Here is a 22,199-nt window from a genome sequence, read left to right as displayed (position 1 = left end):
CCCGGCGCCGAACCCGGCGGCGACGGAACCGCCTGGCTGATGTCCGTCGCCGAGCGCAACGGCCACACCGTCACCGTCGACCGCACCGACGGCGGCCTGCCGACGGTCCTGGCCCACTCGGCCGGCCACCGGGTGAGGCTGACCACCGCCGAGGGACAGATCACCGCCCTCTCCCTGGCCGGCGCGGGCGAGGACGGCGCCGACCTGCCGCTGATGGCGTACGGCTACCGGGACGGCGACCTCACCACCGTCACCAAGCCCTCCGGCGCCACCACCACCTTCGTCTACGACGACCGCCGCCGCGTCACCGCCTGGATCGACTCCAACGGCAGCCGCTACGACTACGCCTACGACGACCGCGACCGCGTCGTCGCGGAGGGCGGCGAGGCCGGCCACGTCCAGATCACCCTCACCTACACCGAACCCGACCCCGAGACCGGCCACCGCACCACCACCCTCACCACCGCCGACGGGCGCACCACCCGCCACCGGATCGACCACCGCTGCCGGGTGATCGCCACCACCGACCCGCTCGGCCACACCACCCGTTACACCTACGACACCCGTGGCAACCTGCTCACCCGCACCGACCCGCTGGGCCGCACCACCGGTTTCACCCACGACGGGAACGACCGGCTGGTCTCCGTGGTCCGTCCGGACGGCAGCCGACTCGACATGAAGCCCGGACCGTTCGGGAGGTACACGGAACTCCGCGGGCCGGACGGCGGCCGCTGGCTCCAGGACTTCGACGAGCGCGGCAATCGAGTCGCGGTGACCGACCCGGCCGGCCACACCACCCGGTACGCCTACGACGCCCGGGGACGCCTGACGTCGATCACCGATGCGCTCGGGGCCGTCACCACGGTCCACTGCGACGCCATGGGCCTGCCCCTGCAGGTCGTCGACCCGGCCGGCGGGACCACCGTTTTCCGGCGCGACTCCCTCGGAAACGCGATACGCGTCACCGACCCCACGGGTGGCGTCACTTGTCTCGAGTGGGACAGGGACGGCCATCTGGTTCGCCGGGCGGCTCCGAACGGCGCCACCGAGTCGTGGACCTACGACGGCGAGGGCAACCGGCTCACCCACACCGACCCGATCGGCGGGGTTTCCCGTTTCGAGTACACCCACTTCGACCTGCTCACAGCTCGCACCCATCCGGACGGAGCCCGGTACGCATTCGAGTACGACGCCGACCTGCGGCTCGTCCGGGTCACCGACCCGCGGGGCGCACGCTGGAGCTACGAGTACGACGCGGCCGGTCGCATGGTGTCGGAGACCGACTTCGACGGTCGAACCCTCACCTACCGTTTCGACTCCGCCGGACAACTCACCTCCCGGACCGACTCGCTCGGCAGGACCATCTCCTTCGAGCGGGACCAACTCGGCCAGGTGATCCGGAAGGACGCCGACGGGCAGGTGACCACCTACGGCTACGACCGGGCCGGGCGCCTTCTACGGGCGTCGGGCCCGGACAGCGAACTCCTCTATGCGTACGACCGCCTAGGACGGGTCAAGTCCGAACTCGTCGACGGCCGGGCCACGAGTTACGCGTACGATGCCGCGGGCCGTCGCACTCGCCGCATCACCCCCACCGGCCATGTGACCACCTATGCGTACGACGCCGGTGGCCGTCCCGAGCGCCTGACCACCGGGGGACGTCCGGTCGTCTTCACCCACGATGTCGCGGGCCGTGAAACGGCCCGTGTCTTCGGGGAGTCCGCCGACGCCCTCACCATCACCACGGCCTGGGACGAGGCCGGGCGACTGTCCGCCGAACACCTGACCGCCGGCGGCCGTACGCTCAACAGCCGAACCTACTCCTACCGTGCGGACGGTCACCTCGGCTCTGTCGACGACCTGTTGTCGGGCCCCCGCACCTTCGACCTGGACGCAGTCGGCCGAGTCACCGCCGTCCACGCGCAGGGCTGGACCGAGCGGTACGCCTACGACGCGAGCGGCAACCAGACCGAGGCGTCCTGGCCCGCTTCCCACCCCGGCAACGAAGCCACCGGCACGCGGACCTACACCGGTACAGCGATCACCCGTGCCGGAGCCGTCCGCTTCGAGCACGACGCCCTCGGCCGCATCACCCTGCGGCAGAAGACCCGCCTGTCCCGCAAGCCCGACACCTGGCGCTACTCGTGGGACGCCGAGAACCGCCTCACCTCGGTGATCACTCCGGACGGAACCCGCTGGCGCTACCGCTACGACCCCCTGGGCCGCCGCATCGCCAAGCAGCGCCTGGCCGACGACGGCGAAGGCGTGGCGGAGGAGATCCGGTTCACCTGGGACGGCATGACCCTCTGCGAACAGAGCCTTCACCAGGGGGACCTCCCGAACTCAGTCGCCCTCACCTGGGACCACCGGTCCGGTGTTCCCCTCTCGCAGACCGAGCGCATCCTCACGGCGGACGCTCGTCAGGACGAGGTGGACCGGCGTTTCTTCGCCATCGCCACCGACCTCGTCGGGACCCCCACCGAGTTGATCGGTCAGGACGGCGACATCGCCTGGCGCACCCGCGCCACGCTCTGGGGCACCACCGCCTGGACCAGCTCCAGCACGGCCTACACCCCGCTCCGCTTTCCCGGTCAGTACTACGACCCGGAAACCGGCCTCCACTACAACCTGTTCCGCCACTACGACCCTGAGACCGCCCGCTATCTCACCCCCGATCCCCTCGGGCTCACTCCCGCACCCAATCCCGTCGCCTACGTCCACAACCCTCACACCTCGTCCGACCCTCTCGGACTCAGCCCTTATCCGCGCGGTGAAAAAGGCAACCCGTTCGAAAACCGTGCGGATGCGGAAAAAGCCGCATTCGAGCTCGCCGGCGTCCGTTACGGCGAAGAGCCCATCGCCGAGTGGGTCGTCACCGGGGACAAGAGCCTGAAGCACGCGCCGGGTTACATCTATTCGCCCGAACGAACACACTGGGGGAATTTCCGGCAGTTCGAGACGGACAGCGGCTCACGCGTGATCGTCGAGCACACCCATGATCCGGCAGGCCCGCACTTCCATGCCGGAAAGCCGAAGATCGATGACACCCGGAACTTCGTCAACTTCGGCTGGGACAACGCCAGGGTGCAGCGACCGGACGGCAGTCTGGGCTATCCGGAGTCCATGGAGAGATATGGCAAGATGAACAAACCGGGCGGTGACCACCACCTCTTCTACGAAGGCAACTGAACACCGTGCAAACCGATGAAAGGGCAGGGATCATGAAGGACCGGCAGACGCCGGATTGGCTGGACGTCCTCGAGCGCTGCGGTCTCGAGGTGGTAGGAAAGACGGAACAGGACGGCCCGCCCGTGAATTCCGCCCTCTACGCGGTCAACGGATTCGAGGTCGAGCCGGCCGCGACGATCCCCTCCTCCGCCCCCCACGCCGCCGACGAACTGGACGAGGCGTGGCACCGCTGTGCTTCGCAGGTTCCGCTGTACGCGGAGAACGGCGAGTTCCTCATCCTCCCGCCCGCACCGGGCGGGAGCAAGGTCGGCTGGGTGCGCGTGAAGGATCCGGTCGGAAAGGACCTTCCGTCCCGCATCACCGGGGTGACGGGTTCACCTGAATTCATAGCCGTTTCGGTCGATGGTCGACACCTGTGCGCCGCCTCGGTCGAAGAAGACGACTACTGGGTGGTACTGCACGAATTCTGATCCCATCCCCCCTCTTCCGGAAGGGTGAGGGCACCGCCCTGCCTCAGGGGCCCGGCTCGCGGACAGGCCAGGCGTCACGGCGTGATGACGTCCTGACGCGAGGACGGCATCCTCTGTGTCCGACCCGCACACCTTCTGCGGCCCCTTCGGCCTGGCGCCGTACTCGAGCCGCAGCGGCCCGACGGCGCCCGTCAACTGTCCACCTACTGGCTCACCCCGTAGTGACCTGCCCTCGGTCTCGGTACCGTGCCGGTCGCCCAGGCGGCGTCGGGATCGACCACCAGGGTCCGAGCCCCGCCCTCTCCGCGACCGCCTCGGCTCTTCGGGCCCCGGAAAAACCCGTCAGGAGGAGTGAGAGATGCCCGATCCGACCCCTGCGGCCAGAAGCCTCGGCCGGGCGGTCGACGGCGCCGACAGCCGACAGGTCAATGAAGCGACCCGGGAGTTCGTCGAGAAGCTCACCTTCGCGACGGCCGACGAAATCCTCGCCATGCTCCGGGACGTCCTCGCCGAGGACTGGATGGCTCTGCCCCCCCCTGGGCCCGGAACCTCGCCTACCGCCTGGCCTGCCTGCAACGCCCCGACGACCCTCAGCTGCTCCGGGAGGCGGCCGCGGACCTGCTGTCCTTCGGACCCGACTGGGACGCGTTCGCCCGGGATCTCAAGAGGCGTGCGGCGGAACTGGAGTGAAGTCTGGTTTCCTCGGAAGAGGTTTTCACTTCCATCGAGGAAGTGGCCCGAACATCAGTATGCACGGCAGCCTGGACCACTGGCCGTCGTGCAGCGGGAAATGAAGGCACGGACAGATGTATCGGGAATTCCTGACCCCGGACGACGAAGAGGTGTACCAGTCCGTCGGTGAGTGGCCGGATTCAGATGAAGACGGAGTGCGGACTCTAACCTTCCGGGATGACTCCGGACAATCGTTGGTATTTTCTTATGACGCACTGACGAGATCAGTGAGGGTTCGCTGGAAGAACCATCGGGGAGTCGACATGGTGGACATCTACCGGGAGGGCGCCACACGTCTTTCCTTCGCCCCTGGAAAGTTGACCGGGAACATTTTCGTCGACTTCGAAATGGGTGACTGCGCAGGGATCTTGGAAATCCAGATCACCCCACAACTGAAGGTGCAGGACCGCCTCCTGTACCACTAGGGTAGAAATAATTTTTCGCAAGGACCACGAGGATCGGAAAAATCGGCCTGCTGCGGTCCGGGAACTGTTCAGATGCACATCGCCATGGAGACCGGAAGATGAGCAATGCCGCTTGGTGGACGCAGGACGAGGCAGGAGTGCGCGTCGTCCCGACCGGCTCCGCACTTTCCGTTGCGCGCGCCCTGCCCCCCCCACCACCGGGCTGATCTACTCGGCCCGGATGCGAGGACAGGAAATGCACGACTCCGACGGAGTGTTCACCCAGTTCTACGAGACACTGCGCCTGCCGGATCACTTCGGTTGGAACTGGAACGCACTGCGGGACTGCCTGACCGATCTCCACTGGCACAGCGCCAAGCATTTCCTCGTCACCATCGATGATGCCCACGCCGCACTCTCCGGCAATTCCGAAGAACGTGAAATTCTTTTTCGCACCCTGAACGACACTGCGAATTTCCGGGCAAGGAAACCCGAGCTTCCAGGTCAGGAGAAGGTCACCTTCCAGGCCGTACTGCTGTGCCCGCCCGAAATCCAGGGGGAGATGCTCCGCGAAGTGCGGGCGCAGTGAATGCCTCTCATCCTGCGGTTCAGGGGTGATGGCAACGGCGCGCGGGCGTTCCGGCCGTTTGCGGAAGGCCCGGCCGCAGTCGCCTCCCGGACGGAGCACACCGTGAAACTCTCCTTCGGCGACGGATGGAACGCGACGGTGACGGATGATCCGCTGCTCGTGTCCCCCCGCTTCACGGGCAGCTCCGTGGACATCGTGCCCTACGCGAGCGTGAAGGAACGCGAGCGGTTCATCGTGGGCACCTTCGGCAGCCAGGACCGGTTGTGGGACACCCCTGATGTGCTCCGGTTCGACCCGGACAGCCGGAAGCTGGTCGGGGCCGAGTTCCAGATGCCGTACGTGTCCGCCGACGCCGAAGTGCTCCCTCGTGTTCCCGCCGTGCCCGCGGCACGTCCGGGCGGGCTCCGTGCGGACGAGGTCCGGGACTTCCGGCAGAAGACGTGCACGGTGCTGTGCCGTGCTCCCGGCGATGCCGTACTGACCTGTCTGCGCGACCTCAAGGTCCTCGACGAACCGCTGGAGGCCCGCATCGGCATCGCCCCCGACGGGGCGCTCCTGGTCCAGGACGGCGCCGTCGTCGGCTGGAGCCTCACCGATCCCGCGCGCCATCTGACGACCGCCCATGCCGCTCCCGACCCTGCCCGCCGTCCCCGGCCACCCGCAGGCTGCTCAGCTCCTGCCTGGACCTGATCACCGATCCGCTGCTCGAGGAGGTGCAGGACCGCGAGCCCACCGCCCTGGCCCGGCTCCGGGAGGTCCATCGGGCCCTGCGCTCCCAGCGCGAGGACCGGCACCGCGTCGATGCCCTGCTCGCGCTCACCGGCAACCTGGTGGAGGACTACGGGGGCCGGTGACGGTCGGCCGGGAAGCCGGGCCGCACCTGGTCACCCCGGTCCGTCTCGTGGAGATCGGCCCGGTGGCCGCCTACTCCGACGGCATGCCCCCGCGAACACCTCCTCCGTCTGTCCGCCCTGCCGGGCCTCGTACAAGCGGCGCCACGACGGGGGCGGGCAGCAGCGGATCCACCCTCGCTGCGCGGAGCCGCTCATCCACGTGGGCTCGGCCTTCGCCGCGCCACCGCGTCGGGACATCGCGGCCTGGCGCACCCTGTCGGTCCTGCTGCAGGCAGGCGTCCGCTTCCCCATGGGGTGCGGCTGCGGGCCCGGTTGCCGGCCGCGCACCCTGCGTGAGGCGCGCGAGCGCATGGCCTACGCCCGACGCGCCGGCGAGCCCGTCGCCAGGGCACTCGTCCGTGCCGAGGTGCCGTGACGCAGTCGCCGGCCCGGCTTTGACGACGCCGGGCGCTCACCCCTCCACTGCGGTCAGAAGCCCGCCCGCGTCAGCAGCACCGGCAGCGCCTCCGGTTTCACCGTCTGCACCGACCGCACTTGTTTGAGTCCCAGTTCTTCCCGGCCCACGGGGTCGCGGTGCAGTGCCTTCGTCGCCTCGGGGAGCAGGGTCACCGCGACCAGGTACGGGATGTCGGGGGCGTCCGGGTCGTTCCGGGGCTCCTCGTCGACCTCCGCCACCGCGGCGACCGTCGGCTCCGGGTGGGTGAAGAGGAACCAGAGGCGGTCGCCCCGCCTCATGCGGTTGCGGCGGCCGAGCCAGAGGTCGAGCTCGGGCTCCTCCTCCGCCAGCCGGCGTATCGCCTCCTTGTCGGACGGTTCCCCGTCCAGCGTGTCCCTGTTCGGATCGAGGATGTAGAACCAGTCCGCCACGACTCCCCCTCCGCCGGCGCACGCGACCACCATCAGCCCCGCACGCACACCACGCACCGCTCACACAGCGATCGTCACGCCACATGGTGCCAAGTCGCTCCGGTATCCGCAGCCACCCGTTCCCGACAACCTGCACTTTCGCGTCCGGTACAATGCCTCCCCTTCATGCGCCCTGTTCGAGTGGGTGGGCTCCTTCCCTCCTTCCTCCTCTTCCACGGTTCCCGGCCGGCCGTTGTCCGGTGCCGACTCGCCGGAGGATTCCTCGATCGGCGCGACCCACCCGAACCCCGGCAGGACCGAGGCCGACGAGGGCGGGTCCAGCGGCCCGGCTCATCGGCCGTACCGGCGGTGCCCGCGAGAAGACGAGTGACCTCACGGAGCCCGCAGGGCGTCGAGCAGCATCGGCAGGGAGGCGTGCAGTTCGCGTTCCCAGTACGGCCAGGCGTGGGTGCCCGGTCCGTAGAAGTGGGTGGTGACGTGCTTGGCGCCCACGCGCTTCAACTCGGCGGCGAGCGCGTGGTTCTGCCGGTTGAAGTCGGCCTCGAGCGCACTGGTGCGGCCCGGCGGGTCCAGGGGGCCGGTGGTGCCGTCGCCGCACGACAGGTAGACGGGGGTCGACTTGAGCCGCCGAGCCAGGTGGAAGGGGTCGTGGGCCTGCCAGACGCGCCGCTGTGCGACCGGGTCGCCCCAGACCCGCAGCGGGTCGTCGCCCTGGCCGGCGAAGAAGCCCATCAGGCGGTCGACCGACTCGTCGTTCAGCAGCGGGTGGGCGGAACCGGAGTACGCGGCGGCCGCCTTGAACATGCCGGGGTGCCGGGCGGCGTAGAGCAGGGCGCCCTGGCCTCCCATCGACAGGCCCGCCACGACGCGGTCGCGACCGGCGCCCCAGTCGCGTTCCAGGAGCCGGCGCAGTTCCACGGTGTGGAAGGTCTCCCAGGCGGGGTCGCCGCCCCGGCCGTGGTTCCACCAGTCGCTGTACCAGCCGTTCCAGCCGGCCTCGGGCATGACGACGAGGACGTCGCGCAGGCTGTCGGTCTCCGCGACGTCGGTCATGGCGGTCCACGAGGTGTAGTCCCCGCAGCAGCCGTGCAGGAGCCAGAGGGTCGGCCAGTGCCGGCGGCGGTCACCGGGGTTCCAGCCGTCGGGGGTGAGGAGGCGGACCTGGACCGTCCGGCCGCCCAGGGCGGTCGAGCGGACCGACAGGTCGACCTGCCGGTCCGCGACCCGGGTGACCGCGACGACCTCGGCACCGCGCGGCTTCGGGGAACGGGAGGCGCCGGTTTCCTCCCCGGCGGCGGTGGCCGGGGAAGGCGTCGCGGGTGGGGTGGCGGCGAGCGCCGGTGCGGTCGGCGCGAGGGTGAGGAGGAGGACGACGGCGAGGACGAGCAGGACACGGGATCGGAGGCGGATCAGGACGGTGGTCACGGTCGTGGGCACGGACACGGCGGCTCCCTGGGGTGCGGTGTGTCGTTGCTCGGGCGGTGCTGAAAGGTTCGGCCGGGCCGGGCCGGCGCGTCAGTTCCCGCGGGGCAGGATCAACAGGGCGTCCCCGACGGGACGTTCACCGGCGGCGTCGGACGGGGCGTTGAGGACGGCGCCGTCGGCCACCATCGTGGTCGAGCCGCCGCCGTCGAGGTTGACCGCGTCCCGGAGTCCGAGGGCCCTGGCCACACCGGCGCTCTCGGCGATGCTGAGTCCCAGGGCGTCGGTGCTGCGTCCGTCGGCGGTGACGAGCACGGTGCGGCCGGCCGCGTCCACCCCGGCCAGGGTGCGCGGGTTGCGCTTGTGCACCCAGCCGTAATAGAAGCTCGGGTCGTCCGGGCGCACCATGCCGTCGGTGGCGGGGGTGACGTGGAGGCGTCCATCGCGGACCAGTTCGGGGCCGGCGTTCAGGATGTCGGTCCTGGGAGAGGTCGGGACGCGGCGTCCCTGTCCGTCCAGGAGGGTCGACCTGATCTTCAGGGGGTCGCCGACGCGTGCGAGGGCGGTCAGTTCGGCGACGCGCCGGCCGGTCGCCTGGAGCGAACTGCCGCCGGGCGGGAGGGTTCCGCCGCGTGGTGAGCGCAGCTCGACGACGCGGTCGTGGGCGTCCAGCACGGCTTCGACTCCCTCGCCCTGGGGGGTGCGTCGGCCGTAGTCGACGGTGAAGGCGACGAGTTCGTCGGCGTTGGTGCAGGTCACGTCGTGCAGCGGTGACGAGGTCGGGAGGTCGCCCGCGTTGCCGCCGCAGTTCCTGATCAGTCCGGGTACGCGGTTGATTCCGCTCAGGTGGGCAGTGGTGCCCCGTCCGGTGACCCGGCCCTGCCAGGTGAACCGGGTGATCTCCGTCCGCCGGCCGTCGTCGTGGACCACCAGGCCGGGGCGTCCGCTCACCGGTTCGCTCAGCAGGCGTCCGTCGTACACGCCCACGCCGGCCGGGTCCCCCGGGGCGCCCGCCCGGGGGTCGAGGACGAAGAAGCCGGCGTTGACCGCCGCGGTCGCGCCCGCGGCGTCGGCCAGTTCGCTGGTGGTCTCGCGGTTCTCCAGGTCCGGGCCGTACGACGCCTCCAGGCTCCCGCGGAACCGGCGCGGGTCGATGGTGAGCACGTCGACGCGCCACGGTCCTCTGTCCGTGGTGTCGCCGTCCCAGCCGGTGTGGACGGCGGATCCCGTGTACCCGGCCGTCCTCAGCCGTGTGCGTTCTGAGGTCGCGGCGGACTGCGAGTCGAACGATCCGACGCGGACCCGCCAGCCGAGCGTGCCTCCGGCGTAGTCCGCCGCCTTCGGCGTGGTCACCTCCTCGACCCGGGCCCGGAAACCGTCCTGTTCCAGTTCGGCGGCCAGTTCGTCCGCGCTCGCCCGGTCCTTCAGCGCGGTCGGCGGTGCGTCGGGGTCCGGGGAGGTGTCACCGCCGGGGATGGAGACCTCGACGGTCCAGCGGAAGGCCCGGTCCTCGCCGCCGCGCACGATGCGGGTGAGGGTGACACCCGGCTGCAGGGTCGTCGTGGTCCGCGTCTCGGTCAGGCCGGGAGGGCCCAGGGGCAGGGCGTGCCGGTCCGACTGCGGGCCCGGGGACGCCTGTGTCGGCAGCACGCCGAACGTGACGAGGACACCGAGGACGGCGCCCGCACCGCGCACTCTCTTCTTCACTCTGCACCGCCTGCAGGGAGGAAATATGAAGGTGTGACAGAAGGTTGTCGGAGGGGCCCTTCCCACGGAGGGGCAAGACGATGCGCGACGGCATCGGCGAGGGATTCCAGGGGGTGGTCCGGGCACGCCGCCATGTGGCCCGGGAGAGGGAAAGCGGTGCACGTACGGGGCGGCTGCGGGAACACCGGACGCGATCCGCGCCCGTCGTCCGCTTGTTCAGCGCAGCAGATCCTCGGGGCTGCGGGGAACGCCCCGGACGTGCCGGCCGGCCTGCTGTATGGCGGTGAGGAGTCCGTGCCCGGTGTCGGCCATGACCAGCCCGTCGACGACGGCTTCGCGCATGATGCCGACGGTGTCCTTCACGAGGATCCCCTTGCGGCGCGCGTAGTGACCCGCTTCGCCGTCGTCGGTGATCCACACGGAATGGGCGAACTCGCTGCGATGTTCGATCAATACCAGGGTTTCCGCCTCACCCAGGTGTTGCAGGGGCCGGGACGGAGAGCCCGCGAAGACGACGCGCCGCATGCGGTCCACTAACGCGATCTCAGCCGGGTCGTCGATTTCGACGGGTTCGCCGAGCCATCCGCCGCCGGTCACCTCGCTCAGCCTCGGCCAGTGGCGCGACGACCGCTCGGCCTCGGCCGCGACGGCCTGGGTCCAGCGTCCCCGGCCGTCCAGGACCTTCTCCAGCAGGGCGAGACGGTCGACCGCCGCGAAGTTGCACAGCACGGTGTTCGGGAAACCAGCAGTGGCGCGTCATGGCTGGAAGACCAGGTCCCCCTCGTCGATCGCGGCGGTGGCCGGGAGATCTTCCGGAGGAACGGGATCGGGCTCGAGCACCCCGCGGAGCCGGTCGGCCTCCCACCCCGTGTAGGCCGCCAACGGCCGCAGGGTGGTCTCTCCGTCCAGGTACGCCTCGTACAGCATCTGGGCGGGGCGGAAGGGCAACCGCTTGCTCTGCGACCAGGCCGTACGGGCCTGGAAGAGGTCGCTCTGCCCGGTCAGCCAGTGGCAGTCCTCGGTGGTGAGTCCGCGCAGCCTGCCTGCGGTCCGCTCGTCGATGAGGCCCAACTGTGCGAGGCGTGCCGCCAGAGCGCTGGGGGACACCTGGAAATGGACCACCATGGACGTGAGCTGCTCGTCCGACAGACCGCCTTCCTCCACCGCCGCCTCGATCTCCGACCGGGGCATGAGCAGGTGGGCGGCGAACACGTTCGCCCGGACCTCGGTGAGGTCCTTCTGGTGTCCGGGGGTCAGGTGGGTCTCCGTCAGGAGGTCCTGCGCGTCACGGGCCAGGATGTGTCCGAGCTCGTGCGCGAGGGTGAAGCGCTGACGGGTGGGCACGCGCGTCCGGGCGATCATGATGAGCCGGAAGCCGTCCGCCTGCCAGGCGGCACCGTCGATTCCCTCGGGCAGTCCGATCTTGGCCACGTCCACCCCGAAGGTGCGCTCCAGCGCCTGGAGGAGTTCCGCGCTGTCCATGCTGCCCACCGGTGGTGAGCCCTCGGAGCCCAGCCTGGCGAGCGCGGCTTCCGCGAGTGCCACGCCCTCGTCCACACAACCCTTGTAATCCGTGGGGGTGGTGGGGTGCGGCGTGCCGACCGAGGGCAGTTCCGGCTGTTCCGGCGCCCTGCCGAGGAGGACGAGCACCTCGTGCGCGCTGGTGAAGCGTTCGACGAGGTCCTTGAGCGTGGCACGGCCGCCCCCGCTCATCGCCGACGGCACGGCACGGGCGGCGAAGGCCGGACGCAGCGGGTCACGGCCGGTCAGCAGCCAGTCGACCGTCGTGCCGCCGAACTCCGCGATGCGCGCCAGGTCCAGGGAGGTGAACCGGCGGATTCCGCTGAGCGACTTGGACAGCTTGTCCGGCGTCAGCCCGACCCTCTCGGCGAATTCCGCCTGCTTGACCGATGCCCTGAGCATGACGCTCCGTACGCGATCGGTCACGGTCTCAGTCATGTCCTCACCTTAGGAACCAGATGCGAAAATCGCAACCGGACGGGCCGGGTACGGCTCCGGTGCCGCTGCGGCACGGCTCCGGCACGGTCGGCGGTCGGGCACCCGGGGGGCGGCGGCCTCGTGCGCGATTACGACGTCCCGGTCGTCCCGGCGCGGAACGGGCGCGGACCTGCGCGGACCTGCGCACGGTCGCCCACACGGCGGCGACCGGAAGCACCGACGCGGGGAAACCGGCCCTCCTCGGCGTCACGGGCGGCCGTACCGCCACCGCGTCCCCGACCGTTTCCCCTTCTCTCGTGCCTCTCCCGTGCCTCTCTCGTGCCTCTCCCGTGCGGTCTGCGGGCGGCGCCGTGGCAGCGGCCGGGCCTCGTTGTCAGTGGTCGCCGATAGCTTCGATCATGTTCCGCCGAGGTGGCGTGAACGTCCCCTTTCGCATGCATGGGAGATGGTGCGTTGTCGCTCTGGGAGAGGTCGAGCACGGTGCGGGTGGTACCGTCCGCGCGGCCGCGGAAGCTCGCCAAGGTGCCGTTCGTGGAGCTGGCCGACGGACGGTTGCAGGGCGTGGTGTCCAGCGGGTCGGACATCGGGCGCGTGTACGTGTCGTCGGTGGAGGCGGGGACGTACGCGTTCGCGTGCAGCACCAACAACAACCGTCCCTGCGGCGGGGCGCGCGGGTGGTTCTGCAACCACATACGCGCTCTCATCGGCGAGGCAGTGCTGCAGTACGGCGCCGAGCGCGTGGCCCGGTACCTGAAGGTCGAGGTCGCCGAGGAGCCCGACGCGGACGCCGTCACCGACGCCATGACCGCCACCCGCCCGGCACAGGGCGACCGCTCGGCCGCGGCGCAGGTGTTCAGCCGGTTCCTGCGGCACCTGGCGTATCTCGAACTGGAGCCGACCACCGCCCCGTTGCCCGAGATGCAGTGGTTCCCGACGACGAGGGCGGTGGCCTGATGCGTGCCGATCTGCTGACCGACGCCGTCGACGGACTCGACGAGGCCCTCGCGGCGGTCGACGGCTTCGACGAGGCCCTCGTCGGCGGGCTGCTCCGTCCCCGGCCCGGCCAGGCCGACGGGCCGGCCGGCCTCGCCGACGCCGTCGCCGGGTCGCCGCTGGCCTCGCGGGTCGCCGAGGCGGCCGAGAAGGCGGCCGCCGGGGCCGCCGGCGAGGACCACTTCGTCGCGCTCGCCGCCGCCCGCACCGCCCTGCTCGGTTCCGTGCACGACGCGCTGACCGCCCGGATCGAGGAGGCCGTCGACCGGCCCCGGGCCGAGGAGAGCGGCGCCGCACCGGGTGGCGGCGAGGAGCACGCGGCGAACCTGCGCACCGCCGCCCGCAGCTGGCTGTGCGACCTCGCGCGGGCCGGCTGGCAGGGCATCGACCACGAACTCGTCGGCGGGGCCGCGCCCGTCGTCTCCGCGATGCTGCCCGACCCGGCGCTGCGCCGCCCGGCCACGCTGCTCGACGGCTTCGCCGCCGAGCTCGCCGCCTCCTGCCCCGGGGCGACCCTGGAGCGGGTCCCGGTGCGCCGGTGGGCCGATCTGTGGTCGCGGGCGCTGCTGCTGACGCTGCCCGGTGCGTCCGCCGCTCCCGCCGTCACCGAGGTGAGCGGCCGGCTGCTGCCGCTCGGTGTCGACGTCCAGGAACACGCCACCGCCGTCCAGGCCCAGGTGCACGCGGTGTTCGAACCCGCGGACGGCGGTGCGTCCCGGCTCGTACGGGCCTCGGTGTCCGCGCCGAAGCCCGACACGGTCGTCGGGGCGGGGCTGTGGCAGCTGCTCCGGCCGCACATGTCGCTGCTGGGTGCCGTGGGCGAGGGCCGTGCCGTGGAGCTCGACGCCATGCCGCTGACCGCCGAGGGCGACCTGCTGTGGGACGACGCCCGTGCCCGGACGGGTGAGCCCGCCGAGGTGTTCACCACCGCCCGGGTGGCGCTGCCGACCGCGCCCGCCTTCCCGACGGCGCCCCTGGACCGGCACCCGGCCCGGATCGCGGTGCCCGTCCTGCTCGAGGGGTACGCGGTGGAGAAGGAGGACGACGGCACGGTCGCCTTCGAGGTCGCCGGGCGGCGTCTCGCCGTCGACACCGACCGCGTACCGGCCGCCGGTCCGCTCACCCCGGAGGCCGTCGCCTCGTCCGGGGCGTGCGTGGCGCTGCTGCGCTGGGACGCCGGGGAGTTCCTGCTCCAGCCGCTCGCCGTGGAGCGGACGGTGCGGAAGAAGGCCGTGGCCGTGCACGCCGGGGCCTGGGCCGGGGGCACGACCGACAAGGCCGGCGTGCGGGCCGAGAAGGCGGCCACCGACGCCGTCAAGGTGCTGCGCGAGCGGGCGGGAAGGCTGCTGCGGAAATGACCGAGCAGACCGCGGGGCGGATCCCCGCACCCGATCCGGACGACAACCGGCGGCAGGTCCTCTACTGGCGCCTGCTGGCCCGCCTCTTCGACCCCGAGGAACAGGCCGCCCTGGAATCGGCGAGTCTCGCCGTGGTCGAGGACATCGGCCTGCCGGCCGCGCTGCTCGACCCGGGGACGTCCGTCGACTCCGTCGTGCAGCGGCACCCGGAGCTGGCCGCCGAGTTCGACGGGCTGATGGCGCCCGAGCCGGAGGAGGACGGCACGCGCGACCGGGCCGCCGAGGTGCGGCGCGCGGCACTCGCGTCGAAGGTGCTGCTGAACGTCTTCGCCCCCCTTCCCGGCACCGTCACCGCCGAGCAGCTGGCCCGCTGGCAGTCCGACGCGGGCTGGCTGGAGCGGGCGCTGGGCTGTCGGCCCGGTGAACTGCGCGGCGGCCGGGGCGGCGTGAACCGGGCGGGTGCCGGCGGGGGCGTCAGCCCGACCGGGACCGGTGTCGGCGGGCCCACGCCCGACCTCGGCCGCCTGATCCCCGAGATCGGCCCGGAGCTCGGCTCGATCGAGGCCGGTCTGGTCAAGCGCATGCACCTGCGCGAGGTGCTGGCCGATCCGCAGCTGGCGGCCCGGCTGACGCCGAGCATGTCCCTGATCGAGCAGCTGCTGCGCGACAAGAACAACCTCTCCGGCGTGGCCCTCGCCAACGCCAAGGCGCTGATCCGCCGTTACGTCGACGAGGTCACCGAGGTGCTGCGCACCCAGGTGGAGAAGGCCACGGTCGGCGAACTCGACCGGTCCGTGCCGCCCAAGCGGGTCTTCCGCAACCTCGACCTCGACCGCACCATCTGGAAGAACCTCACCAACTGGGACCCGGAGGAGGAGCGGCTCTACGTCGACCGCCTCTACTACCGGCACACCAGCCGCAAGACGACGCCCCAGCGGCTGATCGTGGTGGTGGACCAGTCGGGTTCCATGGTCGACTCGATGGTCAACTGCACCATCCTGGCGTCCATCTTCGCCGGGCTGCCGAAGGTGGACGTCCACCTGATCGCCTACGACACGCAGGCGCTGGACCTCACGCCCTGGGCGCACGACCCGTTCGAGACGCTGCTGCGCACCAAGCTCGGCGGCGGCACCGACGGCACGGTCGCCATGGCGCTCGCCCAGCCGAAGATCGCCGAGCCGCGCAACACGGTCGTGGTGTGGATCTCCGACTTCTACGAATGGCGCACCCACGAGCTGTTCGAGAGCATGGCCGCCATCCACCGCTCGGGGGCGAAGTTCATCCCGGTGGGTTCGGTGACCAGCTCCGGTCGCGGCAGCGTCAACCCGTGGTTCCGGGAGAAGTTCAAGGACCTCGGTACGCCGGTGATCTCCGGCCACATCAAGAAGCTCGTGCACGAGCTCAAGACGTTCCTCACCTGATCGCGTCTTACCCGATCGCGTCTTACCCGATCACTCCTTGCCTGATCACTCCTCGCTCGATCGCTTCTCACCCGATCGTGTCCCACCCGATCGCGCACCCCTCGTCCGTTGTGCGGTCCCCGTACGGAAAGGCTTTACCCATGTCCGACCTGCTGCGTGCCCCCGCCGAGATCAAGTACGCCGAGGAGCTCGACTGGCTGGAGTCGATCGACGACAACCCCAAGCCGTTCTCCTGGCGCCTGTCGCCGAAGATGGTCCGCCTGTTCATCCTCGGCTCCGAGCGCTCCGACGGCCTGGACCGGGAGGTCTCGCAGAAGTGGTTCGGCGACCGCAGCTTCGTGGAGCGCTCGATCGTCACGCTCGCCTCCGACCGCGGTCTGCTGCTCATCGGTGACCCCGGCACGGGCAAGAGCTGGCTGGCCGAGCTGCTGTCCGCGGCGATCTGCCGCAACTCCACGCTGGTGGTGCAGGGCACGGCAGGCACCACCGAGGACCACATCAAGTACTCCTGGAACGTGTCCATGGTCATCGCCAAGGGCCAGTCGCGGGAGTCGATGATCCCCTCGCCGATCATGACCGCGATGGAGGCCGGCGCCATCGGCCGCTTCGAGGAGCTGACCCGCTCCACCAGCGACGTCCAGGACGCGTTGATCTCCATCCTCTCCGAGAAGTACATCTCCGTCCCCGAACTGGAGAGCGGCGGCAGCGACAACATCGTCTTCGCCAAGCCCGGCTTCTCGATCATCGCCACGGCCAACAGCCGCGACCGGGGCGTCAACGACCTGTCCTCCGCGCTCAAGCGCCGCTTCAACTTCGTCCGCATCCCGGTGGTGACGAACAAGAAGAGCGAGGCGGAGATCGTCCGCTTCCGCACCGAGGAGCTGCTGCGCCGGCACTCCATCGACCTGGAGGTGCCGCCGACCCTGCTGGACGTGCTGCTGCAGAGCTTCGCCGACCTGCGGGCGTCCGCCGCGGCGGCCGGCAGCGACGACGAGAAGCTGGAGTCCGCGCTGTCCACGGCCGAGCAGATCGGTGTGCTGGAGGACGCCGTGCTGCACAGCAACTTCTTCGGCGAGCGCACCCTCACCGCCCGCGCCCTCGCCTCCTCGCTCGTCGGTTCGCTCACCCGCCGCGAGCCGGAGGACCTGGCCATCCTCAACAAGTACCTGCACGGCGTCGTCGAGCCGCGCAGCAAGGAGGAGGGCGGCTCCTGGCCCGAGTTCCTCGAGGGCGGCCGCGACGCGATCGCCACCCTGTCGTGAACGGCACGCACGCGATGAACCGGACCGGTGGAACCCACGACAGCACGTTCGCCGCGCTGCGCGGGCAACTGCAGGAGGCGGCGGCCACGTTCGCGGGCGGGCCCGACGCGCTGGAGAGCATCCTGCTCGGCATGGTCGACGACGTCGACCGCGCGGTGCGCGAACCGCTGGAGATCTTCCCCGTCTGCCACCACTCCCCCGCCTCGGCGCTCGCCATGGCCCGGCGCCTGCGCGAGAAGCAGCCCAAGGTCGTCTACCTGGAGCTGTGCGAGGACATGGCGCCGCTCCTGACCGAGCTGCGCAACTGCCGGCTGCCGGTGGCGGTGCAGGCGTTCGCCGGGGACGTCGACGGCTTCCCCCAGGAGTGGGCGCCGCTGTCGGTCGTCGCGCCGATCACCGAGGCGTCCGCCGAGTACCAGGCCATCGCCTACGCGCTCGACACCCCGGGCGTCGAACTGGTCCTGGTCGACCGGTCCTCGGACCACGTCTTCCAGTGGGACCCCCGGAACGAGCCGACGGCGAAGGACACCGACGACGACCCCGGCGCGTCCCCGGACGGGGCGCCCGAGGCGGAGGCCGCGCTGCACGGCGAGGCCGTCGGCGTCGAGATCGGCGACCTGCGGCCGCGCTTCGCCGAACTGGAGGAGCACCTGCTGCGCCACGGCAAGGTGCGGCACTGGTCGGAGTGGTGGCACCAGTACGTCGAGGTGCCGCTCGGCGACGGCGACCACGACACCTACCGCCAGGTCATGTTCCTCATCGGCAGCCTGTTCCGGCGCCTCGCCCCCGGCGACGGCGCCCGGGTCCGGGTGGACGAGGACCGCGAGCGGTACATGTGGACCCGGATGCGCGAGCACCTGGCGGCGACCGGCACCGATCCGGAGGACTGCCTCTACGTCTGCGGCGCGTTCCACGCCGCCAGCCGCGTCGAGGAGTTCGGGGTGCACGGCGCCGACACGTTCGAGATCTCCCCGCGCACCGCCACCACCTGGCAGTACGGGCTGATCCCGTCCAGCCACGCGGCGATCGAGGCGCAGTTCGGCCTCGCTCCGGGCTCGGTGTCGATCGCCTCCACGGAGTGGACGAAGGCGCTCAAGCGCACCCGTGTCCAGCCGTACCGGCTGGCGGGCCAGGCGGGAGCGAAGAAGTCCGCGGCGAAGAAGACCCGGGGCGCACAGGTGGCGGTCCCCGCGCAGGAGCCGCCGGCCGCGGACCGGCTGTCCGGCTTCCTGCGCCGGCCGCCCGTCCTCGACGCCCTGGACGAGGCCGAACTGCTCGGCTGGTCGGTGGACATCGTGCGCGCGGCCCGGCGCAACGGCTACCTGGCCTCCACCGCCGACGCCATCGCGGTCTTCGAGACGTCGATCCTGCTCGCCGGGATGCGGGACCGGGCCAAGCCGACGCCGTACGACTTCCAGGACGCGGCGGTCACCTGCATCGAGAAGGACACCGTGCCCGGGCGGCGGGACGTGCGGCACCTCGTCGAGATCATGATGGGCGGCGACCGGATCGGCCAGGTGGGCTACGAGGCGCTGCCGCCGCTCGCCCGGGACGTGTACGACCGGCTCGCGCCGCTGGAGTTGAAGCTCCAGCAGCGCGGCGTGCAGCGGGCCCTGCTGGACATGGCCTCCCGGCCGGAACTGCGGGCGTGCTCCGACGTCCTGTGGATGCTGCGGCGGCTGCTGCCGCACGGCGCGGCCCGGCCGATCATGGGCGAGCGGCGGCTCGGCGAGCGGTCGATCCAGGAGTCGTGGGACCTGGCGCTCGGCACCCACCAGCGGGCCCTCATCGAGCTGGGCTACGAGGGGGTCAGCCTCGAGCAGGTCCTGGAGCAGCGGCTGCGGCAGGAGGCGTACGGGCCGCGGGCGACCGCGGCGACCGTGCTGGCGGCGGTCGAGGACGCGGTCCTGTACCTGGGCAGCCGCCGCCTCGCCGACGAGCTCGGCACGCACGCGCTGAAGGTGCTCGCCGCCGAGCGCAGCGTCGACGGTGCGCCGGAGGTGCTGCGGCGGGTGCGTGCGCTGCTGGCGTACTACCGCACCAGCGAGCCGGTGCTGCCGTCGTGGATCGAGTCCTTCGCCAAGACCGGTTACGCCCACTACTGCACCCTGCTGCCGACGGCGTTCCGGGACGAGGACGCGACGGTGGGGCAGGTCGCCGCGATGCTCGGCTTCCTGTTCAGCATGGAGGGCCTCGCCCTGTCGCTGGGGTGCGACCGGACCCAGCTGGAGCTCGCAGTCGCCCAGTCCCACCCCGACGATCCGTCGAAGACGGCACTGCTGTGGGCGGCGCAGGTGCAGCTCGGCACCCTGTCCCGGGCCGAGCTGCGGGCCCGGTGCGAGGCGCTGCTGGACAACCCGCTGGTGGTGCCCGCCTATCCGCGCTACCTCAGCGGTTTCGTGCACGCGTTGGAGCCCGTGCCGGGGCTGGCGGACGTGGTGGTGGAGGCGGTGTCGAACGCTTTCGGGCGGTTGCCGGACGCGGTGCTGCTGCCCTGGCTCCCGCTCCTGATCACCACCCTGCGGTCGGGCGCCGCGGACCTCGCTCCGCTGTTGATCCGCGAGGCCGGGCGGATCTTCCCGGGCCGGCTCGAGGCGCTGGACGCGTGGGTGCCGCCGTGGCGGCTCCAGCAGCCGGACCCGTGCGCGGTCCGCCGGGCGCAGCCCGCCGCCCCCGATCGCCGGGGCGCCTCGCTGCTCCCCGCCCATCCGGCGACGTGCGACGCGGTGGCGGGGCTGCTGGGCTGCACGGAGGGGTGGTCGGAGCCCGACGCCCCGGCCCCGACGGGCGTCGGCCTGCTGGCCGCCCATCCGGTGACGTGCGACGCGGTGGCGGATCTGCTGGGCTGCGACGGCGCATGGGCAGCGACCGCCGGCCCGTCCCCGTCGGGCGCCGCGCTGACGACGCTCCACCCGACCACGGCAAGCGCCCTGGAGTCCCTGCTCGCGGGCGCATAACGGCGGCGGCAGCCGGGTCCTGGCCCGCCCGGGGCCCTCGGCGCCATGGGTGGGCAAGCCTGTCGCCTCAGCCGCGGCGTCGGCCGTCGCGGCCGAGGGCCCCGGGCGGGCGCGGCCGTGTGACGATGGGTCCCCGGGGTCCCGGGGACCCATCGTCATACGGCGGGGGGTGCTTCTGTCTCACCCTCGGCCGCCGGGGCCGCTACCCCTTCTGCTCCACCCGCACCCAGTCCACCTCCGCCCGGACTCCCCCGGCCGCGATGCGGTCCACGCTCGACTGCGGGAGGCCCCAGTAGGGGGTGGTGACCTTGTTCCAGCCGGCCGGATAGGCGCCGCCGAGGGCGAGGTTCAGGATCACGTACTGGTGGTGGTCGTAGACCCACTGGCCCCGCGTGGACTCCAGTTTGTTGCGGGTGGTCTCCTGGACCAGGCGGTCGTCGACGAAGAAGCGCATGCCCGTCGGGGTCCACTCCACCGCGTAGGTGTGCCACTGGTCGGCGCGGCCACCGCCGGGGTAGGTCTGGCGCTCGCCGATGTTGCCGTCCGCCGAGTAGCCGGGGCCGTGCAGCCCGGTGCTGGTCCAGTCCGCGTAGCCGACGTTCTCCATGATGTCGGTCTCGCCGGAGGAGGGCCATCCGACCGACGGGTCGTCCACGTCGCTGCCGAGCAGCCAGAACGCGGGCCAGAAGCCGTCGCCCACCGGGAGCTTCATGCGGGCGCTGACCCGGCCGTAGGTGAAGTCGAACCTGGTGTGGGTGTCGATGCGGCCGGAGGTGAAGTCGTAGGTGGTGCCGCCCGCCCGGGTGCAGCCCTTGCAGTGCTCGGCCTCCAGCACCAGGGTGCCGTTCTCCTGGCGGACGGTGTCGGTGGAGTCGACGTAGGCCTGGGACTCGCCGTTGACGGGGCCCATCTCCGTGCCGGTGCGGACCACCCGCCACTTGGAGCGGTCGAGGGAGGGGGTGGTGAAGTCGTCGAAGAAGGTGGTGCGGTAGGTGCCCGGCCGGTCCGCCGGAAGCGCCGGGTACGCCGCCGTCGCGCTGCCGCCCGTGCCCCAGACCTGGAACTCGTAGAGCGAGTAGCCGAACTGGGCCGTGGACGGGGCCGGGTTGTGGAAGGAGCGGCGCTCCTTGCCGAGCATGCGGACGTAGCGGCCGGTGGCCGGTTGCGGAAGGCGCACCGAGTCGTGCAGGCCGACGGCCTCCCCGGGGGACTTCACGTTCGCGCGGCGGGCCGCGACCTCCGCGGCCGAGGGGCGGTGCACCGTGCGCCAGGTGCGGTTGTCGTCCGAGACCTGGAGTTCGTAGTCGACCGCGTACGCCGCCTCCCAGTAGAGGTCGACCGTGTCGATCGTCGAGCGGGCGCCGAGGTCGACCGCCACCCAACGGTCGGCGTTCCAGTCGCTCGACCAGCGGGTCCGGTCCGCCTTGAGGTCGGCCGGCCAGCCGCCGTCGGTCACGAACGCCGGTGAGTTGCCCGCGTGCTGGTAGTAGTTGGCGTAGGCCGGGTGGTTGAGGGCGAGGTTCGTGCGGGTCGTGGAGGCGGGGGCCGGTTCGCCGCCGTACACCTGGAAGGAGTACAGGGAGTAGCCCCACGGGGTGGCGCGTTCCACGCCGCGCATGCGGACGTAGCGGGCCGTGACCTCCTGGGGGTACGTGTGGGCCGTGACCGAGCCGCCGGTGCCGGCCGTCTCCGTGTAGAAGGGGGTCCAGTCCGTGCCGTTCCTCGACGCCTCGAGGACGTAGCGCTTGCCGTGGGCCGCCTCCCAGTCGAGGACGACGCGGTGGACGCGGATCGTCGAGCCGAGGTCCACGCGGATCCAGGCGTTGTCGGCGAAGTCGCTGGACCAGCGGGTCGTGCCGTTCCCGTCGAAGGCGCGGGCGGGGGCCGTGTCCGCGTTCTCGCTGCCGGAGGCGGTGACGGCGGCGGGGTCGGCGGCGTACGCGGCTGCCGCGCGGTCGGTGTCCCAGGTGGCCGCCGCCGCGGCCGCCCCGGGTGCGGGGGCGGCCACCTGGGAC

The 22,199-nt window shown here is 71.4% G+C and carries 17 protein-coding genes and 1 pseudogene; 12 read left to right on the top strand and 6 right to left on the bottom strand.

The window, feature by feature from the left end:
* From B7L92_RS28350 to B7L92_RS28320, 7 genes and pseudogenes are all read left to right on the top strand, one after another.
* On the top strand, positions 1 to 3,189 hold a 3,189-nt coding region (locus B7L92_RS28350), incomplete at its 5' end, for an RHS repeat-associated core domain-containing protein (protein WP_081240226.1).
* A gap of 32 nt (positions 3,190 to 3,221) precedes the next feature.
* Positions 3,222 to 3,659: a PH domain-containing protein gene (locus tag B7L92_RS28345; RefSeq protein ID WP_081240225.1), complete on the top strand. Its 438-nt coding sequence runs from the start codon at positions 3,222 to 3,224 to the stop codon at positions 3,657 to 3,659.
* 995 nt (positions 3,660 to 4,654) lie between these two features.
* Positions 4,655 to 4,816 carry a hypothetical protein gene (locus B7L92_RS42805; RefSeq protein WP_255311180.1) on the top strand — a complete coding sequence of 54 codons (162 nt, stop codon included), beginning with the start codon at positions 4,655 to 4,657 and terminating at the stop codon, positions 4,814 to 4,816.
* A gap of 235 nt (positions 4,817 to 5,051) precedes the next feature.
* A complete protein-coding gene (locus B7L92_RS28330; RefSeq protein WP_255311179.1) occupies positions 5,052 to 5,384 on the top strand; it encodes a barstar family protein in 333 nt (110 codons plus the stop codon).
* A gap of 102 nt (positions 5,385 to 5,486) precedes the next feature.
* The gene (locus tag B7L92_RS28325) at positions 5,487 to 6,074 is read left to right on the top strand and encodes a hypothetical protein (protein ID WP_255311178.1); all 588 of its coding nucleotides are present in this window, start codon (positions 5,487 to 5,489) and stop codon (positions 6,072 to 6,074) included.
* 23 nt (positions 6,075 to 6,097) lie between these two features.
* The gene (locus tag B7L92_RS42800) at positions 6,098 to 6,238 is read left to right on the top strand and encodes a hypothetical protein (protein WP_255311177.1); all 141 of its coding nucleotides are present in this window, start codon (positions 6,098 to 6,100) and stop codon (positions 6,236 to 6,238) included.
* Between the two features lie 85 nt (positions 6,239 to 6,323).
* Positions 6,324 to 6,653, top strand: a pseudogene (locus B7L92_RS28320) (deoxyxylulose-5-phosphate synthase); the annotation flags it as partial.
* Positions 6,654 to 6,706: 53 nt separating this feature from the next.
* Here the strand turns inward: B7L92_RS28320 and B7L92_RS28315 are convergent.
* From B7L92_RS28315 to B7L92_RS28295, 5 genes are all read right to left on the bottom strand, one after another.
* Positions 6,707 to 7,105 (bottom strand): hypothetical protein, encoded by a 399-nt coding sequence (locus B7L92_RS28315; RefSeq protein WP_081240221.1) that lies wholly within the window; start codon positions 7,103 to 7,105, stop codon positions 6,707 to 6,709.
* A 372-nt stretch (positions 7,106 to 7,477) separates the two neighbouring features.
* Positions 7,478 to 8,548, bottom strand: a complete 1,071-nt coding sequence (locus tag B7L92_RS28310) for an alpha/beta hydrolase (protein WP_438364029.1) — start codon at positions 8,546 to 8,548, stop codon at positions 7,478 to 7,480.
* 72 nt (positions 8,549 to 8,620) lie between these two features.
* The gene (locus B7L92_RS28305; RefSeq protein WP_255311176.1) at positions 8,621 to 10,234 is read right to left on the bottom strand and encodes a phosphodiester glycosidase family protein; all 1,614 of its coding nucleotides are present in this window, start codon (positions 10,232 to 10,234) and stop codon (positions 8,621 to 8,623) included.
* A gap of 216 nt (positions 10,235 to 10,450) precedes the next feature.
* A complete protein-coding gene (locus B7L92_RS28300) occupies positions 10,451 to 10,963 on the bottom strand; it encodes a PIN domain-containing protein (protein WP_081240217.1) in 513 nt (170 codons plus the stop codon).
* 27 nt (positions 10,964 to 10,990) lie between these two features.
* Positions 10,991 to 12,193 (bottom strand): helix-turn-helix domain-containing protein, encoded by a 1,203-nt coding sequence (locus B7L92_RS28295; RefSeq protein ID WP_081240215.1) that lies wholly within the window; start codon positions 12,191 to 12,193, stop codon positions 10,991 to 10,993.
* Positions 12,194 to 12,631: 438 nt separating this feature from the next.
* Here B7L92_RS28295 and B7L92_RS28290 point away from each other — a divergent pair, with 438 nt between their 5' ends.
* From B7L92_RS28290 to B7L92_RS28270, 5 genes are all read left to right on the top strand, one after another.
* A complete protein-coding gene (locus B7L92_RS28290; protein WP_174704031.1) occupies positions 12,632 to 13,147 on the top strand; it encodes a hypothetical protein in 516 nt (171 codons plus the stop codon).
* Complete coding sequence (locus tag B7L92_RS28285; protein ID WP_081240231.1) at positions 13,147 to 14,544, top strand: hypothetical protein; 1,398 nt, start codon at positions 13,147 to 13,149, stop codon at positions 14,542 to 14,544. Before B7L92_RS28290 ends, B7L92_RS28285 begins: the two co-directional genes overlap by 1 nt.
* Positions 14,541 to 15,965: a vWA domain-containing protein gene (locus tag B7L92_RS28280; protein ID WP_081240211.1), complete on the top strand. Its 1,425-nt coding sequence runs from the start codon at positions 14,541 to 14,543 to the stop codon at positions 15,963 to 15,965. The genes B7L92_RS28285 and B7L92_RS28280 overlap by 4 nt, the downstream gene beginning before the upstream one ends.
* Positions 15,966 to 16,105: 140 nt before the next feature.
* Positions 16,106 to 17,227, top strand: coding sequence for an ATP-binding protein (locus B7L92_RS28275; RefSeq protein ID WP_004980836.1), 1,122 nt, complete (start codon positions 16,106 to 16,108; stop codon positions 17,225 to 17,227).
* 14 nt (positions 17,228 to 17,241) lie between these two features.
* Positions 17,242 to 20,184, top strand: a complete 2,943-nt coding sequence (locus B7L92_RS28270) for a DUF5682 family protein (protein ID WP_081240229.1) — start codon at positions 17,242 to 17,244, stop codon at positions 20,182 to 20,184.
* Positions 20,185 to 20,386: 202 nt separating this feature from the next.
* Here the strand turns inward: B7L92_RS28270 and B7L92_RS28265 are convergent.
* On the bottom strand, positions 20,387 to 22,199 hold a 1,813-nt coding region (locus B7L92_RS28265; protein WP_107501629.1), incomplete at its 5' end, for a discoidin domain-containing protein.

This window comes from Streptomyces viridosporus (assembly GCF_002078235.1).
GTDB classification, from domain to species: Bacteria; Actinomycetota; Actinomycetes; order Streptomycetales; family Streptomycetaceae; genus Streptomyces; species Streptomyces viridosporus.
The sequence above is the reverse complement of the archived record's forward strand: the minus strand, read 5'-3'. Positions and strand labels throughout refer to the sequence as shown.